The sequence below is a fragment of the Pseudomonas sp. GYB4201 genome, assembly GCF_056312595.1.
The window spans coordinates 35,535-53,082 of the sequence record NZ_JBWGIG010000044.1 but is presented as its reverse complement, the minus strand read 5'-3'; the positions used below and the strand labels follow the sequence as shown (position 1 = coordinate 53,082).

Here is a 17,548-nt window from a genome sequence, read left to right as displayed (position 1 = left end):
CCCGCCCGCGTCCGTAGGCGCCGCGCAGTTCCGGGAATACCGCGCCGGGGCCGGACGCCGCCTGGCGGCCGCTGCTACGGTAGTGCGTCCTCACTAATTACTTATGTCATGGCCTGCCCGGTGAACTGCTTCACTGCTGACCCCGCCTGCCGTACTTCCACGGCAGGCCCGGCAGATGGAGCTACCGGCATGTCCCTTGATTTACTTCCCAACGAACGCACGCCACACCGCGCGCTCATAGAAGCCGCGCTTCCGGCCTGGCTGATCCACGCCCCGGCGGCGTTGCGCCAGCGTTATTTCGACAGCAGCGGCGTGAGTTTCCGTTCGACCGCCGCCGCCCGGCCGCTGATGGACCAGCTCCAGGCCCCGGCGGCGTTTTGCGCACCGTTGCTGCAGGCGGAGCTGGACCGCCAGTACCCGGCGCTGAAGCTCAACGTCACGGGGCATGAACTGGTGCGCATGACCCGTGACGTGGACGCCCTGTACAGCCGCCTGCGCCCGCAACGGCAGACGCTGCTGGAAGCCGCGATGCAGAACTTTGCCCCCGGCGACGCCCAGGCGGATGGCTTCGAGCGCGGCTCGGTGATTCTGCCCGCAGGCGTGTTCAGCTTCGAGGTGACCGATAAAGGCAGCCTGCGCTACACCTACCCGCAATCGAAGGTGGTCGACCTTGCGCCCCATGCCTTCGCCCAACTGTGCCGCCGCCTGGACCTGGGCAAGCAGTACCAGGCCCACGTCGAGGCGGTGTGTGGCATGGGGCGCTACAAGGCCCGCTACAAGGCGCCCGGCCAGGACCTGGCGCCGCAAAAACAACGCACGCTGCTCAAATTCCACCTGCGCGACCGCCTGGAAGTGGAAGCGGTTACAGCGTTCATGAAGGGTGACCTGTCCGAGACGGCTTATCAGATGCTGTTGCAATTCACCCAGCCGCAATCGGCTAACCAGGTGCCGATGTGGGATGGGCAGAAGGCCTACGTGGAAAGGATCGGCCTGCTGCGCACGCGTTATCACGAGCCGGTGGAGCTGTTGGGCGCCCTGTGCATCAGCCGCCGCTACGTGGACAAGGTGCCTGGCCCGTGCGTGCTGTACCTGCCGGGCGACCCCCAGCAGCCGCTGAAGCAATACCCCAACCGCACGGCGTTCGAGCACGCCCTGCGCGAGAAGCTGCGCGACCGTGGCTACCAGCGTTATTTCGAACGTTTCCTCGACCACCAGCAGGCGGCGGGCTTCTTCGAACGCCTGAACAACACCCTGACACCGCCGCCGGTGCTGCTGCCCGGCCAGTTCCCGCGGCCCGGCACCCCGGACCCCGAGGCCGACATCGGCCTGGCGCTGCCGGGGCAGAAAATCAGCCTGACGCGGTTGCTGTTCAGGATGTACGTCGACCTGGTGCAGCGCAACGCCGGGGCGCAGATGGTGCCCACCGCCCAGCACGATGAACAGGCCCGCCGCGCGCGGGTGGCCTGGTGGGAAAGCGCGGGGCTGAACCTGCTGAACCTGGCGGCCTTCGCCGTGCCCGGGGTCGGCGCGCTGATGGCCGTGGTGGGCGCCGAGCAGTTGGTGAAGGACATCTGCGTGGGCGTCGATGACTGGCAGCACGGCCAGACCGAAGAGGCCATGGCGCATTTCGCCAGCGTGGCAGAGAACCTGGCCATGGTGGCGGCGGGGGTAGTGGGCGGCGCGGCCATCGCCCGCTCGCCGTTCATGGAAAGCCTGACACCCGTGGTGGAGAGCAGCGGCGCTACCAGCCTGATGCACCCTGACCTGGCGCCTTATGCCAGCGACCTGGCGCTGCCCGAGGGCGTGCAGCCCAACGCCCAAGGCCAGTACGAGATCAACGGTGGCCATTACATCACCCTGGATGACCAGCTGTACCAGCAAACCTGGGACCCGCGGAGCGGCCAGTGGCTGCTGGAGCACCCCAGGCTGGCCGGGCGCTACCGGCCGGTGCTGCGCCACAACGGCGGCGGTGGCTGGCAGCATGTGCTGGAAGACCCGCTGCAGTGGGAGGGGGCGACGCTGATGCGGCGCTTCGGGCCGCTGACCGATGGTTTCACCGATAACGAGCTGTTCCGCATGCGCCGTGCCTGCGGGGTGGCCGATGACGAGTTGCGCGCGTTGCACGTCAACCGCGCGCCCATGCCCGCGCTGCTGGAGGACACCCTGGTGCGCCTGCGCAGCCAGCGCCAGGTGGACCAGCTGGTGGAACAACTGGCGGGCCAACGGCCGCTGGGCGAGGGCAGCGACTACGTGATGCCGTTGCTCGCGCGGCTGCAGCCCTGGCCCCGGGCAATGGGCTTGAGCATTGCCCTGGAGGACGGGCGGGTGCTGGACTATCGCTTGCCCGGCGAAGGCGGCGGGCGGGTGGTGTTGAGGCGCCAGGATTGGCTGTCCGGGGAAGTGGCCCCGCAGGTATTGAGCCAACTCACGCCTGCCCAGCGCGCCGAGCTGCTGCCGGCCGGTGTCGAGGCTACGCCCCAGGCCCAGGCCGCGGCCCTGGCCGATGCGCTGGCCCGGCAAGCCGAGCGCGCTCGCGCCGAAATCGCCGCGGGCCTCGTGGCCCGGCAGCGGCCAGCGCTGGTGCCGGCGGCCGAGCCCTTGCTGCGTGACTTCCCGGGGTTGCCGGCGCGGGTGGCAAATGAAATCGTGGCCCAGGCCAACGAGCAGGAGCTTGGGCGGCTGGTTACCGACCGCAAGGTTGCACCTCGCCTGGGGGAACAGGCCCGGCTGGAACTACGGGAACTGCGCTTGAACCGGGCCATGGAAGGGTTGATTGACGCCGGCCCGGTTGCGCCGGACCGCGACCTGTTGGTGTTTGGCCTGCTGGACAGGATTTCCGGTTGGCCGGCGCAGGTCCGGGTGGAACTCATGAGCGAAGACTTGTCCCTGGTGGCCGCTGCTGGCCCCAAGGACGCAAGCCAGGTCATTCACGTGGTACTGCAGGGTGACCTGTACCAGGCGTTCGATGCGCAAGGCAACCCCTTGTACTCGGCCCAGGATGTGTTCACCGTGCTCAACAGCGCATTGCCCCAGCAGGCCCGGGGCGCGATGGGCATCACCGGCCCCAAGCGCTTGCGCCTGGAGCTGCTGCGCCAGGCCGCCACCGACCGTGAGCGCGCAGGTTTGTTACTCAACCAGCGCCGGGTACGGCCGTGGTTCCAGGCGCCGACCCGGCATGGCGAGCGCATTGGTTATGTGTTGAGCGGGCGAGGGCAGGCGGGGTGGTGGCAGCGCATGCGCGTGCGGCGCCTGTTTCCAGGGGTCGCGCAGGCGTATCAGGCGGACTTGTACGAGTGGATACAGTCGCGCCACGTGGATTTCGAAGTGGCGTTGGCGGGCCTCGAGCAGGAATACCGGGTGCTGGACCGAAGCCTGGACGAGTGGGTAGAGGCCAGTGCCCAGGAACACCAGCGCACAGTACGGGAGCATTTTCGCGAGCAGCTGTTGAGGGTGTGGCGCCGGGAGTCGCGCATGTTCCACGTCAGTGGCCGGGCCGGCAGCGGGGGGCTGCCCGTGGTAACCGCCGACTTTGCCTATGCCCGCAGCCTGGGCATGACCCGGCTGGGGCTGACGCAAGACCCTTCGGCGTTCCTGCGGCAATTCCCCAACGTGACGGATGTTGCACTGAGCGATAACAGCCTGACCCGGGTGCCCGAGGCGCTGGGCAGCATGGAACGGCTGCGCGTCGTGCGTCTGGACGGCAATGTGCTGGAGGTGAGCGACACAATGTTCCAGACGCTGTTCCCGGAGGGACGTGAAAGCGGCATCGTGCGGCTGGACCTCGACTACGCCCTTGAAACCATCATGCTGCAGGGAGATCCCCAGCCTCGCGCACTGAGCGCCGCGGCATTGGCCCCGCTGCGCCGCGCCAGGCAGCTGCGCTGGCTGAATCTGTCGAGCAATGCCATTACCCTGGATGACGCGGCCTTCGAGGCGCTGGGTGAGCTGGATACCCTGGTCGACCTGCGCCTTCGCCGCACCTGGATCGAGCTGCACGGGTCTCGGCAGGCCTCCTTGGCCCGGCTGGTGAATTTGTCCACCCTGGACCTGAGCGACAACTACCTGGTGTCCCCACCTGATATCGGCAGCTTTCACCAGCTGCACACCCTTGGGCTGTGGAACAGTGGCATTACCGAGATGCCGCCGGGCCTGGACCAGCTATTGGAACTGGTGCCAATACGGCTGCGCGACGTCAACCTGTCCGAGAACTCAATTGTGGACGCGGGCCCGCTGCCCGCAGAGCTATTGGCCCACATGCACGGCAACATCCAGATGGCGATGGATGGAAACCCGTGGTCGGAGGCCAGCCTGGCGACCTTGCGCACCGCCAGGATTCGCGTCGCGATCCCGGCGCCTGCCGCGCCACCCGGCCCCGCCCTCAGCCGCGCCTGGCTGGAAGGCGCGCCCCCGGACCTGCTGGCCCGCAGCGAAGCCGATCGCCTGCTGCCCGAAACGCAGAACTTCTACCTGGTGCTGGACCAGGTGCCCCGTACCCGCGGCTACGCCCTGGACCCCAACGCCATGCGCACCCGCATGTGGGCGCTGGTGGAGGCAGTGGCGCCGGCGGCGGATGCCTTGCCCGGTGATGGCCTGGGCATCGAGGACCTGCGCCTGCAACTGCTGGCCCAGGCCGACCTGGTGGTCGATACCTGCGGCGACGGTATCAGTACCCTGGTGGACGAGCTGGAAACCACCCTGCTGGCGTGGCAGGCGGCGTCGTCGGCCATCGAGGGGGGCGAGGCGCTGATCGAACCGCTGGCGCACCTTGGCCGGCAACTGTTCCGCCAGCGCCTGGTGGATGACCTGGCCCGGGTGATCGAAGCCGCGCGCGAGCGACGCCGGACGTGGCTGTGGGGCATAGGGCCGGAGGCGACGCTGGAGCACCTGGATGACATCAGCGATGAAGACCTGCTGGACTACACCCCCGACGAGGTGGAGATGCGCCTGTACCTGCGGCATGCCCTGGCCACCGAGCTGCACCTGCGGCCACAGCCGCCCCGACTGTACGCCGCCCATGCCTCCGAGGCCATGATCGCCCGGGCCGGGGCATGGGTGCGGGCGCAGGACAGCGCCGCAGCCTTCGGTGACTGGCTGCAGCAGCAACCGTTCTGGGACCGCTACTGGCGCCGGGTGCGGCCAGCGCCGTTTGCGGCAGTGCAACTGCGCTGGGACAACGTGCTGACGGTATTCCTTGATGCCACCAGCGAGTCGGAGAACCTGCAGGCGCCGGATTTCGACCCTGCCACGATCGTCGACAGTTTTGACGTGTCCGGCAGCGAATTGGACGAGGCGGTGGAGGTGCTCAGCCGGTTCACCTCGCCGCTGCTGGAGGCACCCATCCCCTGGCGCAATGCCCAGGGGGCCGCGCAGCACCTGCGTATCGTCCTGAGCGATGGCCTGGTGCTGCAGATCTACGACTGGTTCAGGGAGCAGCGGCGGGTGCAGGATGAGGCCGAATTGCTGCGCCTCACCCGGGCATGGCTTGAAGGGAACGACACCGACGATTGATGCCGGGCCTCACAGCCCTTCGAAAAACTGCTCCACCTGCTTGCGGTCCAGCAACTCCAGGGTTGCTGGCCGCCAGCGCGGCTGCTTGTCCTTATCCACCAGCAGGGCCCGCACCCCTTCCAGCAGATCGCCGTGGGCAAACCACTGGCGGTCCAGGTGCATCTCCATGGCGAAGCAGGCTTCCAGGCTCAAGTGGCGGCCGCGGCGCAGCATTGCCAAGGTGACCGACATGGCCAGGGGCGAGCGCTGCTTCATTAGCTGCGCGGTGGCGTCAGCCCATTGATGGCTGTCGGCGACCGTGACCTGATGCAGCTGCTCGATCATGCTGGCGATATCGGGCAGGGCGAAGAAGTGGTCGATGGCCGGGCGCAGGCGGTCCAGCGGGGCGTTCGGTAGCGTCTGCACGCCTAGCTTGGCCAGGGCGCTTTGCAGGTCCTTGAGCGGGTAGTCGGACCAGCTGATTTTATCCAGGCGCTCGTCCAGGGTCGCCAGCTTGCCGCTGTCCACGTACCAGTCGGCCAGGCCGCAATACAGGGCATCGGCGGCCTGGATCTGGGCGCCGGTGACGCCCAGGTAGATGCCCAGCTCGCCGGGAATGCGTGGCAGGAAATAGCTGCCGCCCACGTCGGGGAAATAACCGATGGCCACCTCGGGCATGCCGATGCGGCTGCGCTCGGTGACGATGCGCAGGTCGGCGCCCTGGGCCAGGCCCATGCCGCCGCCCAGGGTGTAGCCGTCCATCAGCGCCAGCACCGGCTTGCGGTAGTTGTGCAGGCACTGGTCGAGGGCGTACTCCTCGGTGAAGAAGGTTTCGTGGCGCTGGGTGCCGTCCAGGTAGCTGTCATACAACCAGCGCACGTCGCCGCCGGCGCAGAAGCCGCGGCCGGTGCCGCGCAGCATCACCGCCTGAATGTGCGGGTCGCCGGCATAGGCATCGAGGTAGCCCTGCACGGTGCGCACCATGTCCAGGTTCAGCGCGTTCAGCTCGCCGGGGCGGTTGAGGGTGATGTGGCCGATGTGGTTGCGCACTTCGCCAATCACCTGGTCATCCAGGGTGCCCAGGCTCAAATTGAGGGTGCCAAACGCCGCTGCGGTCATCGCGTACTCCCTGTTTTGGTAAGCATTCCAATGGCTTGCCGGCCCTGACGGCATTCAGGAAGCGGCGCCCAGCAAGCATAGACCGGATTTTGGCGGCGCGCGCCCCCGTAGCAGCTGCCGAAGGCAGCGTCCGGGCCCGCCAACGGTGTACCTGAAAGCACGCGGCGCCGGGGACGCGGCCTGCGGCCGCTGCTACAGGCACGATACGTGGCGGCTTACTTGAGAAGGGTGGCGAAGCGGTCGATGGCCAGGGTGTAGCCCTGGGTGCCGAAGCCGGCGATCACGCCCAGGGCTACCAGCGAGACATAGGAGTGGTGGCGGAAGGCTTCGCGCTTGTGCACGTTGGAGATGTGCACTTCCAACACCGGCACTTCGCTGGCGATCAGTGCGTCATGGATAGCCACCGAGGTGTGGGTCCAGGCGCCGGGGTTGATGACGATACCGGCCACGCGACCGCGGGCCTGGTGAATCCAGTCGATCAGCACGCCTTCGTGGTTGGTCTGTTTGCATTCCACGGTGAAGCCGTGCTCCTCGCCGCGGCGGGTGGCCATGGCTTCGACGTCGGCCAGGGTCTCGTGGCCGTACACGGTCGGCTCGCGCAGGCCGAGCATGTTCAGGTTGGGGCCGTTGAGTACCAGGATGATCTTGGACATTATGGGTTCCTTGTAATGGGCAGGCGAAAAGCAAAAGCGTGGCGCAGCGCGCGAACGACGCTCAGGATAACGGGAAAAGCAGGGCAATACGAACCGTCGGGGGGATGACAGATTTTTCATCTGTGATGGCAAAAGATGTTATATCATAACCAACATTGCCCGCTGACACTGCCCAGACCCATGCCATTGCCCTTCTTCTATTGCCCGCTTCGTTCCGGGGGCCGCCCTTGATCACCTGCCAACACCTGCAATGGGGCCCGGCCGCGCGCCCGCTGACCCCGCCCCTGGACCTGCACCTGCCGGCCGGCAGCCTGACCGCGGTCATCGGCGGCAACGGCTGCGGCAAGAGCAGCCTGCTCAAGTGCATCGCCGGCCTGCAGCGGCCCCTGGCGGGCAGCCTCAAGGTTGACGCGCGCACCGGCGGCATCGGCTACCTGGTGCAGCAGCAGGCCATCGACCGGCAGTTTCCCATCAGCCTGGGCGAGCTGGTCAGCGCCGGCTTCTGGGGCAGCCGCCTGAGCCGCGCCGAGCGCCGCGTGCGCCTGGGCCGGGCCATGGACGATTGGCGCCTGGGCGGGCTGGAAAACCGCCACCTGCAGGCGCTGTCGGGCGGCGAACTGCAGCGCGCGCTGCTGGCCCGCCTGAGCCTCACCGAGGCGCCGTTGCTGTTGCTGGACGAACCCGACGCCAGCCTGGACGAGGCCAGCCAGACCCTGCTGTGGCAGCAGATGCTGCAATGGCACCACCAGGGCCGCACCCTGGTGCTGGTGTGCCACGACCTGGCGGCGGTGCGCGAGCGCATCGACCAATGCCTGCTGATCTCGCCCCAGGGCTGCCGGCTGGACCAGAGTGAACAGCTGATCGCCGGCGCCAGCCTGCGCAAGGTGGCCTGATGCTGGCGCACCTGTGGCAACCCTTCGTTGAATTCGCCTTCATGCGCCGCGCCCTGTTCGGCGGCCTGCTACTGGCCGCCAGCGCCGCGCCCCTGGGGGTGTTCCTGGTGCTGCGGCGCATGAGCCTGATCGGCGACGCCATCGCCCACGGCATCCTGCCCGGCGCGGCCACCGGCTTCTGGATCGCCGGCCTGTCGCTGCCGGCCCTGACCCTGGGCGGGCTCACTGCCGGCCTGGCCGTGGCGGGGCTGGCGGCCTGGATCAGCCGCAACACCGGCCTGCGCGAAGACGCCAGCCTGGCGGCTATCTACCCCATTTCCCTGGCCTCCGGGGTGCTGATCCTGGGCCTGGCCGGCAAGCGCCTGGACCTGTTGGGCCTGCTGTTCGGCTCGGCGCTGGCGGTGGACAAGACCACCCTCGACGCCATGGTCTGGGTGGCCATCGGCAGCCTGGCGGTGCTGGCGCTGATCTACAAGGCGCTGGTGCTCGACAGCCTCGACCCGCTGTTCCTGCGCAGCGTCAGCCGCTTCGGCCCGCTGGCCCACGGCCTGTTCCTGGGGCTGGTGGTGCTCAACCTGGTGGTGGGCTTCCAGGCCATCGGCGCGTTGATGATGGTCGGCCTGATGATGCTGCCGGCCACCGCCGCGCGCTTCTGGAGCCGTCGCCTGCCGGTGCTGCTGCTGTGCGCGGCGCTGATCGGCTCGGTGTCGGTGTGGCTGGGCCTGCTGCTGTCCTATTACCTGTCGCTGCCCAGTGGCCCGGCGATTGTCGTGGTGGCCGGTGCCGGCTACCTGTTGTCCGTGCTGTTTGGCCCGGTGCATGGCGTGCTGCGCCGTGACGGGTCGCCCATCCCCCAGTGAGTCGAATCATGCGCGCGTTGATCCTGCTGTTGTCCGTGTTGTTGCCCGTTTTCGCCCAGGCCGCCGACAAGGTGAAGGTGGTGACCAGCTTCAGCATCCTTGCCGACATGACTCGGCAGATTGGTGGCGACTACATCCAGCTGGACAACGTGGTGGGCGCCGACCAGGACGCCCACGTCTACGAGACCTCGCCCGACGACGCCAAGCACGTGCAGCAGGCCGACCTGATCATCGAGAACGGCCTGTCGTTCGAACCCTGGTTGGACCGCCTGGTGACCAGCAGCGAGACCCGCGCCAAGGTGATCAAGGCCAGCCAGGGCGTGCTGCCGCGCACCCTCGACGAAGAGGGCCAGACGGTGCCCGACCCCCACGCCTGGAACAGCCTGGCCAACGCCGAGATCTACGCCGGCAACATCCTGCGTGGCCTGGTCCAGGTGGACCCGGCCCACGCCAGCCAGTACCAGCACAACCACGACCTGTACGTGGCGCAGATCCAGGCGCTGCTGGCCGTGGCCAAGCAGACCTTCGACAGCCTGCCCGAAGGTAACCGCCGCATTGTCACCTCCCACGACGCCTTCGGCTACCTGGGCCAGGCCTACGGCATCCAGTTCCTGGCGCCCCAGGGCCTGAACACCGAGCGCGAGCCGTCGGCTGGCGAGGTGGCGGCGCTGATCCGCCAGATCCGCGCCGACCACATCAAGGCGGTGTTTATCGAGAACATCGAGGACGCGCGCCTGCTCAAGCAGATCGCCGAGGAAAGCGGCGCGCGCATCGGCGGCACGCTGTACTCCGACGCCCTCACCGCCAGCGGCCCGGCCAGCACCTACCTGGGCTTCTACCGCGCCAACATCGAGACCCTGGGCAAGGCTCTGAAGGATTAAGCCGACAGGCCGTGCCACCGTCTTGCGACGGGACGCCGCCTGCGGCAGCTTGCTACGCGGATTCGGTGTAGCCGCTGCCGCAGGCTGCGCTGGTCCCTCGCCACGCTGAAAATCTTCAGTGCACGCCGGGACCAGCGCAGCCTGGCGGCAGCGGCTACAGCAATCGCGCACACCGCACCCGTAGCAGCAACTGTCTTGAAACGGTGTCGTCTGCATCGCGACTACAGTCGGCTCCTACGCCGTGCTCGGTAGGAGCCGGCCTTGGCCGCGATGCAGGCAATGCGGTTTCAAGACAGCTGCTACAGAACCTGTAGCAGCGGCCCTTGGGCCGCGTCGAACACGGCCACGGCTCACACCAGCTTTTCGTGAATCTGCTTGGTCAACGTCTCCACCCGCTCGGCCAACTGGCGGGTGGTCTCGGTCAGTTGGGTGTTCTGATCCATCAGCTGCAGCAGCAACGCGGTATTCTTTTCCGCCCGTTCCTGGCGCTCGACGTTGGCCTTGGCCAGGTCCTCGCGGTGCAACGCGTCCGCTTCCGATTGCGCCTTGTCCCGCGCTGCCTGGCGGGTCTGTGCCAGCAAAATCAGCGGCGCGGCATAGGCCGACTGCAGGCTGAACGCCAGGTTCAGCAGAATGAACGGGTAGACGTCGAAGGTCGTCAGCCCGGTGACGTTGGCCAGCACCCACAGCGCCACCACCAGGGTCTGCGCGCCCAGGAAGGTCGGCGTGCCGAAGAAGCGCGCGAACGCCTCGGCCTTGAGGGCGAAGGTGTCGTTGCCGAACGTGGTGTTCAGGTGATCGTGTTCGCGGTGAAAGCGCAGGTGGTCTTTGAGGGACGAGGACATGGCAGCTCCGGCAAGGCTAATGGGCACAGCCCTCATCTAAGCACAGCGCCACCACGCTCATCATGAAGCCATGGGGATGCATTACGCCTGCCGCCGCGGGTGCCAATCATGCACTTTGCATGACGCTTTTCCCGACGGGATTAGTAAGTGCTTGAATTAAAAGACAACAAGTTTCCGGCGCTGCTGGCATGAGGGCTGCACCACTCCCTGTGCATGTCTCACTGACTGTTTGCCGGGAGCACCACAATAATGATCACGAACGCTGAACTTGCTACCACTGCCGCCGAGGGGTCCAACCACTCGGGCGTTTCATGGGCAGCGATATTCGCCGGGGCCGCCGCGGCCGCCGCGTTGTCGCTGATACTCGTGCTGCTGGGCTTCGGCCTTGGCTTCTCGGCGGTGTCGCCGTGGGCCGGGGAGGGCGCCAGCGCCAAGACCCTGGGGGTGTCGGCCATCGTCTGGCTGGCCCTGACCCAGATCATCGCCTCGGGCATGGGCGGCTATATCGCCGGCCGTCTGCGGGTGAAGTGGGCCACGGTGCACGGTGACGAGGTGTACTTCCGCGACACCGCCCACGGCTTCCTGGCCTGGGCCGTGGCCACCCTGGTGACCGCCACCCTGGTGGTGGGTTCGGTCAGTGGCGTGGTCGGTGGCGGGGTGAAAGCCGGCGCCACCATGGCGTCCGGCGCCGTGACTGCCGCCAGTGCCTCTGCCGGCGCCCAGGCCTCGGGCAACAGCGACCCGTTCGGCTACTTCGTCGACACCCTGTTCCGCGACGACCGCCCTGCCGCTGTCAGCGATGATGCCGCCCACGCCCAGGTCACCCGCGTGTTCGCCCGCACCGTCAACAACGGCGGGCAACTGAGCGCCGAGGACCGTGCCTACCTGGCACAGCTTGTGGCCCAACGCACCAACCTGACCCCCGAGCAGGCCCAGCAGCGCGTGGACCAGGTCTATGGCCAGGCCCGCCAGGCCGTGGAAGACGCCAAGGTCGCCGCGCAGAAAGCCGCTGACGCTGCCGCCAAGGTCGCCGCCTACACCTCGCTGTGGATGTTCGTCGCCCTGCTGTGCGGTGCCTTCTTCGCCAGCCTGGCCGCTACCTACGGCGGTCGCCGCCGTGACGCCGTGGTGATCATCCCCGCCACCGCGTACACCACCACCGCCCCGATCCGCTAACAGGAGAACCACCATGCGCTCACTACTGCTGTTTTTCCTCGGCGTGCCGATCCCGGTCATCATCCTGATCGCGCTGTTCATGCACTGAGTTCAATGCCGTAACCCGCGACCGCCTCCTGTTTCAGGGGGCGGTTTTTTTTCGTGCGGCGCGGCACGTCCGTACCATTTTTTATTGACGGGGCGTTGAGCTTTGTACAGGTCTTGTATAGGATCTGGTGAGTATTGGCACATTGCTATCAACTCCCTGACACGACGCTGCAGTGGCCCCCGGGCCAGCGATCGACATGTACGTCTGTCTGCTCAAGGTCGAGCATCAACCTCACCTTGCGTATACGAGATGCGACCATGTTCTTCAGCTCCCGCCTGCGGCAGGCCAATGCCGACCTGGAACAACGCCTGGCCCAGCAGACCAGCCTGCTGGCCGCCATCGAACGCAGCATGGCGGTGGTCGAGTTCGACCTCGACGGCGTGGTGCTGCGCGCCAACGACAACTTCCTCCGCACCCTGGGCTACCGCGCCGAGCAGGTCATCGGCCAGCACCACCGCCTGTTCTGCAGCCCCGACTACGCCCGTAGCGCCGGGTACAGCCAGTTGTGGGCGCGCCTGAGGGCCGGTGAATTCATTGCCGACACCTTCCAGCGCGTGGACGCCAGCGGCGCGCCGATCTGGCTGGAAGCCACCTACAACGCCGTGCGCGACGCCCAGGGGCGGGTGGTGAAAGTGGTGAAATACGCCACCGACGTGACCGGCCGCGTGCAGCGCGACAACGACGCCCAGGGCCGCCTGCATGCTATCGACCGGGCGATGGCGGTGATCGAGTTCGAGCCCGACGGCCGGGTGATCAGCGCCAACGACAACTTTCTCGCCGTGACCGGCTACAGCCTGGGGGAAATCCGTGGCAAGCACCACGGCCTGTTCTGCCCGCCCGCGGTGCTCAAGGGCAAGGACTACCAGAGTTTCTGGCAGCGCCTGAACAAGGGCGAGTTCTTCAGTGGCCAGTTCGAGCGCGTGGGCAAGCGCGGCCAGGTGTTGTGGCTGGAGGCCAACTACAACCCGGTGTTCGACGCCAGCGGGCGGTTGGTGAAGGTGGTCAAGTTCGCCTCCGACATCACCGCGCGCATCCTCAAGCAGGCCGAAGACGGCCAGAGCGCCGCCCGTGCCTATCACATTTCCCGTGACACCCGCCGGGCGGCGGAGCAGGGCACCGAGGTGATCCACCAGGCCGCCGGGCAGATGCGCGAGATCGCCAGCAACATCGACCATTCCTCGCAGATGCTCGGCCACCTGGGCCAGCGCTCCGAGCAGATCACCACCATCGTCAACACCATCCGCGGCATCGCCGACCAGACCAACCTGTTGGCCCTGAACGCCGCCATCGAGGCGGCGCGCGCTGGCGACATGGGCCGTGGCTTCGCCGTGGTGGCCGACGAAGTGCGGCAGTTGGCCGGGCGCACCAGCGGCTCCACGGCGGAGATCTCGGCGATGATCGAGCGCATCCAGCAGGAGACCCGCTCGGCCATCGCCAGCATGGACGCCACCCGTGAGCAGGCCGGCCGCAGCGTGGCCCTGGCCGACCAGGCGGGCGAGGTGATCGTGCAGATCTGCGACGGCGCGAGCAGGGCGGTGGACGCGGTGAGCGTGTTCGCCGGAGAGCAGCCCTGATCACGACACCGCCAGCACCGGCTGCGAATACTGCGCGAACCGCACGTTGTCGCTCTGGTCCACCAGCTTCTTCAACCGCTCGTTGAACGCCCGGTTCACGCCGTATTGCCCCCCGGATATGGTGCGGAATTGGGCGGTCAGGGAAATGCCGTTGAGGTCCATCTTGTCCACCCCGAACACCTGCAGCGGGCCCTGCAGGTTGTGTTTCAGCACGATGTCTTCGCTGATCGACCGCCCGGCCTCGCGGATCAGTTCAAGGGCGGTGTCGATGTCACTGTCGTAGCTCACCTGCACCGAGAAGAACGCGTAGGCGAACTGCCGCGACTGGTTGGTGACGGCCTTGATCTGCCCGAACGGCACCGAGTGTACGAAGCCCTTGCCGTCGCGCAGGCGCAGGGTGCGGATGGTCAGGCTTTCCACCGTGCCGGCGTGGCCGGAGTCGAGCACCACCCAGTCGCCGATGGCGATGGTGTCTTCGATCAGGATGAACAGCCCGGTGATCACGTCCTGCACCAGTTGCTGGGAGCCGAAGCCGATGGCCAGGCCCACCACCCCGGCGCCCGCCAGCAGCGGCGCGACGTTGATGCCCAGGTTGGCCATGGTGGTGATGGCGCAGATCACCACCAGCACGATCTTGGTGGCGTTGCGCAGCATCGGCAGGATGGTCTTGACCCGGGTGCTGGGCTCGCGGCCAGCGCGCTTGCCCACTGCCGGGGTCAGCGCCTCCTGGATCGCGGTGTCGATCACCACCCACAGCAGCCAGGTCACCAGCAGGATCAGGCCGATGCTGCTCAACGAGTCGCTGATGGCCCGGCCCAGGGAGTTCTGCGCGGCAAAGGTGAGGATCGACACGCCCCAGATGCGCCCCAGCAGTTCGATGAAGGCGATGGCCATGGCGATGCGCGACAGCGCGTGGGCCAGGCTGCGCAGCAGTTCCAGGTAGGGCCGGCGACTCTGCCGCGGGGCGTTTTCGCCGGGCTTGAACAGGTGCTGCAGCAAGGTGCTGAGGAACACCGTGCCCACCAGCAGCAAGGTGGTCAGCAGGGCGCTTTGCAGCGCCTGCTGGCTCTCGGCCCCGGCGCCGATCAGGTGCACCATGGACACCAGGATCATCAGCAGGATAGGCAGGTACCACACCCCGGAGAATATGCGCAGCGACTCCTGCACGGCGCGGTGTTCCAGGCGTTGCTTGAGCGAGCGGTCGCGGATCAGGTGGGCCACCGGGCGGCGCATGCGAATCACCAGCACGGCAAAGGCCAGGGTGGCCAGCAGGCCGCACAACACCGCCAGGCTGGCGGTGATGTTGCCGCCCAGCTGGCGGGCGATCTGCGGGCTGTTGAGGGCATCGCCCAAGGCCGCCAGGAAGCCGATCACGAACAGCCGCCGCGGCGCGCGCTGGCGCAGGATGCGCACGGCGGTGCGGCGGTGGCCGCTGTCGAACAACACGATCAGGCACAGAATGATCGAGCTTGAGACCAGGCCGCTGCTGGTGGCGTAGGCCAGGCACAGGGCCAGGGCGCGGGCCACGGAGCCGTCGAGGTTGTGGCTGATGGTCAGGGTCAGGGGCAGGCTGATCAGCGCCGGCACGGTGAACGGCAGCAGGTAGTCCAGCAGGCCCTGCACCCGCGGGCGCTGGTGGATGAAGCGCTGGCGCGCCGCGCGCCGGGCGATCCAGCGGCCCAGCAGGCTGAGTACGGCGAAGATACCCACCCAGCACAGGGTCAGCAGGGCAAAGTCGCCGGCCAGGCTCAGGGCCGAGCGCGCCGAGTGCTGGTTGACCAGGTCGCCGACTTCATCGGCGGCGCGGTCGGCGCGCAGGCGCCAGCTGTCGGCCAGGTGGCCGTCCAGGTCGAGGCTGTCCTGCACCTCGTCGATCCCCGACGACAGGGTACTGAGCAGGCCGCCCTGCACCAGCACCTCGGGTTTCGCCGGGGCAGGGGCCGCTGCGGTCGCCGCCGTGGCCAGATTTATGCTGAGCAGCAGGCCCAGAACCCATGGCAGTAATGATTTGGCCTTCATGGATAGCACCCGATTTCTCCTTGCTTGCCGACAGGGGTCTTAGGAACTGATCGACAAAATCCCTGCAAGTTCGCAAGACATTTGTGTAACCGCGGGACGCGGCCTGCAGCCGCTGCTACGGGGAAAATGCGCAAATTGCCCGTAGCAGCTGCCGCCAGGCTGCGTCGGGGCGTAACGCCTGGGACGGGGGTTGCAATTTTTTTGGGTGGCCACCAAGGTAGTTCGCACATTTCCGTTCAGCGAGATAAGGCTGTCTCCCCATGTCTTCCACTTCTTCGGCAATCCAGGCGGAGCCTGGCAAGCAGGAATTCTTTTCCACCCGCGTGGCCTTTTTCATCGCCGGTTTCGCCATGTCGTCCTGGGCGCCGCTGGTGCCCCTGGCCAAGCTGCGCGCCGGCCTTGACGACGGCATGCTCGGCCTGTTGCTGCTGTGCCTGGGCGCCGGCTCGATCCTGACCATGCCGGTGGCCGGCTACCTCACCGCCCGGGTCGGCTGCCGCCGGGTGATCCTGGTGGGCAGCGCGGTGATGTGCCTGGTGATGCCGCTGCTGGCCACCGTGGCTAACCCATGGTTGCTGATGGCGGCGATCTTCTGCTTCGGCGCCGGCATCGGCGCCCTGGACTGCGCCATGAACATCCAGGCGGTGCTGGTGGAGCGCGCCAGCGGCCGGGCGATGATGTCGGGTTTCCACGGCCTGTTCAGCGTTGGCGGCATTGCCGGGGCAGCCGGCATGACCGGCCTGCTCAGCTTGGGCCTTGAGGCGCTGCCCGCGGTGCTGTGCGTGGTAGCGCTGACCGTGCTGGCGCTGTGGGCCGCCGCCCCGCACCTGCTCACCAGCGGCAACGGCGAACCCGGCCCGCTGCTGGCGCGGCCCCGGGGCATCGTGCTGTTCCTGGGCGTGCTGTGCTTCATCGTGTTCCAGGCCGAGGGCGCGGTGCTGGACTGGAGCGCGGTGTTCCTGGTCGGTGACCATGGCATGGACCCGCGCTACGCCGGCCTTGGCTACGCGGCGTTCGCCACCACCATGACCATCGGCCGCCTGACCGGCGATGTGATCGTCACCCGCCTGGGCGGCGCCCGCGTGGTGATCGTCGGCGGCGCACTGGCGGCGGCCGGCCTGGCGTTGTCGATCCTGGCGCCGAATTGGGCGTTGGCCCTGGTCGGCTACGCGCTGGTGGGCGCCGGCTGCTCGAACATCGTGCCGGTGCTGTTCACCGCCGTTGGCCGGCAGAAGACCATGCCCCAGAGCGTGGCCATCCCGGCCATGACCTCGCTGGGCTACGCCGGCATCCTCATCGGCCCGGCGGCCATCGGCTTCATCGCCCACGCCAGCAGCCTGGCGGTGGCGCTGGGGGTGATGGTGCTGTTGCTGGCGTTCGTCGCCGCCAGTGGCCGAGCCTTGCGCACGGTGTGAACGGCGGGGGTTGCCCGGTGGTCTAGAGTAGCAACGCTCAACCACCGGGGAGTCCCGCCATGTTGCTCGAAGGTTCCTGCCACTGCGGCGCCGTCACGTTCAGCCTCGAAAGCCAGCACCCCTATCCGTACCAGCGCTGCTACTGCTCCATCTGCCGCAAGACCCAGGGCGGTGGCGGCTACGCCATCAACCTGGGCGGCGACGCCGGGTCCTTGCAGGTCAAGGGGCGCAAGCACATCAGCATCTACCATGCGCGCATGAACCAGACCGAGGTCAGCAGCGCCGAGCGCCACTTCTGCAGCCAGTGCGGCAGCGGGCTGTGGCTGTTCAGCCCGGAGTGGCCGGAGCTGATCCACCCCTTCGCCAGCGCCATCGACACGCCGCTGCCGGTGCCGCCGGAGCACACGCACCTGCTGCTCGATTCCAAGGCGCCTTGGGTGGAGGTGCAGGTGAAGAAGGGGGACCAGCAGTTCCAGGGCTACCCGCAGGAGTCGATTGCCCAGTGGCATGAGCGGTTGGGGTTGGAAAGCTGATACCT

The 17,548-nt window shown here is 67.4% G+C and carries 12 protein-coding genes and 1 pseudogene; 9 read left to right on the top strand and 4 right to left on the bottom strand.

Annotation, left to right across the window (positions count from 1 at the left end; translation table 11 throughout):
• The first annotated feature begins 189 nt into the window (after positions 1-189).
• Positions 190-5,508, top strand: a complete 5,319-nt coding sequence (locus tag AC0Z2B_RS28175; protein ID WP_476301027.1) for a dermonecrotic toxin domain-containing protein — start codon at positions 190-192, stop codon at positions 5,506-5,508.
• 9 nt (positions 5,509-5,517) lie between these two features.
• Here the strand turns inward: AC0Z2B_RS28175 and AC0Z2B_RS28170 are convergent, their stop codons facing one another.
• Positions 5,518-6,606: an enoyl-CoA hydratase/isomerase family protein gene (locus AC0Z2B_RS28170; RefSeq protein WP_476301024.1), complete on the bottom strand. Its 1,089-nt coding sequence runs from the start codon at positions 6,604-6,606 to the stop codon at positions 5,518-5,520.
• A 215-nt stretch (positions 6,607-6,821) separates the two neighbouring features.
• Entirely contained in the window at positions 6,822-7,259 is a 438-nt protein-coding gene (gene aroQ, locus AC0Z2B_RS28165; RefSeq protein WP_416423585.1) for a type II 3-dehydroquinate dehydratase, read from the bottom strand.
• Between the two features lie 227 nt (positions 7,260-7,486).
• On the opposite strand from aroQ, the gene AC0Z2B_RS28160 reads away from it, so the two are divergent.
• Genes AC0Z2B_RS28160 through AC0Z2B_RS28150 form a run of 3 tightly spaced genes read left to right on the top strand, consistent with a single transcriptional unit; the run spans position 7,487 to position 9,893 of the window.
• The gene (locus AC0Z2B_RS28160) at positions 7,487-8,152 is read left to right on the top strand and encodes a metal ABC transporter ATP-binding protein (RefSeq protein ID WP_416423586.1); all 666 of its coding nucleotides are present in this window, start codon (positions 7,487-7,489) and stop codon (positions 8,150-8,152) included.
• A complete protein-coding gene (locus AC0Z2B_RS28155) occupies positions 8,152-9,012 on the top strand; it encodes a metal ABC transporter permease (protein ID WP_416423587.1) in 861 nt (286 codons plus the stop codon). Before AC0Z2B_RS28160 ends, AC0Z2B_RS28155 begins: the two co-directional genes overlap by 1 nt.
• An 8-nt stretch (positions 9,013-9,020) precedes the next feature.
• A complete protein-coding gene (locus tag AC0Z2B_RS28150; RefSeq protein ID WP_416423588.1) occupies positions 9,021-9,893 on the top strand; it encodes a metal ABC transporter substrate-binding protein in 873 nt (290 codons plus the stop codon).
• Positions 9,894-10,243: 350 nt separating this feature from the next.
• On the opposite strand, the gene AC0Z2B_RS28145 is transcribed toward AC0Z2B_RS28150, so the two are convergent.
• A complete protein-coding gene (locus AC0Z2B_RS28145; protein WP_416423590.1) occupies positions 10,244-10,738 on the bottom strand; it encodes a DUF1003 domain-containing protein in 495 nt (164 codons plus the stop codon).
• A gap of 249 nt (positions 10,739-10,987) precedes the next feature.
• Here AC0Z2B_RS28145 and AC0Z2B_RS28140 point away from each other — a divergent pair, with 249 nt between their 5' ends.
• From AC0Z2B_RS28140 to AC0Z2B_RS28130, 3 genes and pseudogenes are all read left to right on the top strand, one after another.
• Entirely contained in the window at positions 10,988-11,914 is a 927-nt protein-coding gene (locus AC0Z2B_RS28140; RefSeq protein WP_475506719.1) for a hypothetical protein, read from the top strand.
• A gap of 345 nt (positions 11,915-12,259) precedes the next feature.
• Positions 12,260-13,030 (top strand): annotated as a pseudogene (locus AC0Z2B_RS28135) (PAS domain-containing protein); the annotation flags it as partial.
• 93 nt (positions 13,031-13,123) lie between these two features.
• Positions 13,124-13,576, top strand: a complete 453-nt coding sequence (locus AC0Z2B_RS28130) for a methyl-accepting chemotaxis protein (protein ID WP_476301036.1) — start codon at positions 13,124-13,126, stop codon at positions 13,574-13,576.
• Here AC0Z2B_RS28130 and AC0Z2B_RS28125 read toward each other — a convergent pair whose 3' ends face one another.
• Positions 13,577-15,595, bottom strand: a complete 2,019-nt coding sequence (locus AC0Z2B_RS28125) for a mechanosensitive ion channel family protein (RefSeq protein ID WP_476301020.1) — start codon at positions 15,593-15,595, stop codon at positions 13,577-13,579.
• Between the two features lie 260 nt (positions 15,596-15,855).
• Here AC0Z2B_RS28125 and AC0Z2B_RS28120 point away from each other — a divergent pair, with 260 nt between their 5' ends.
• Together AC0Z2B_RS28120 and AC0Z2B_RS28115 are read left to right on the top strand one after the other, a co-directional pair.
• Complete coding sequence (locus AC0Z2B_RS28120) at positions 15,856-17,010, top strand: MFS transporter (RefSeq protein WP_476301017.1); 1,155 nt, start codon at positions 15,856-15,858, stop codon at positions 17,008-17,010.
• Between the two features lie 59 nt (positions 17,011-17,069).
• The gene (locus tag AC0Z2B_RS28115; protein ID WP_476301014.1) at positions 17,070-17,543 is read left to right on the top strand and encodes a GFA family protein; all 474 of its coding nucleotides are present in this window, start codon (positions 17,070-17,072) and stop codon (positions 17,541-17,543) included.
• The last annotated feature ends 5 nt before the right edge of the window (positions 17,544-17,548 follow it).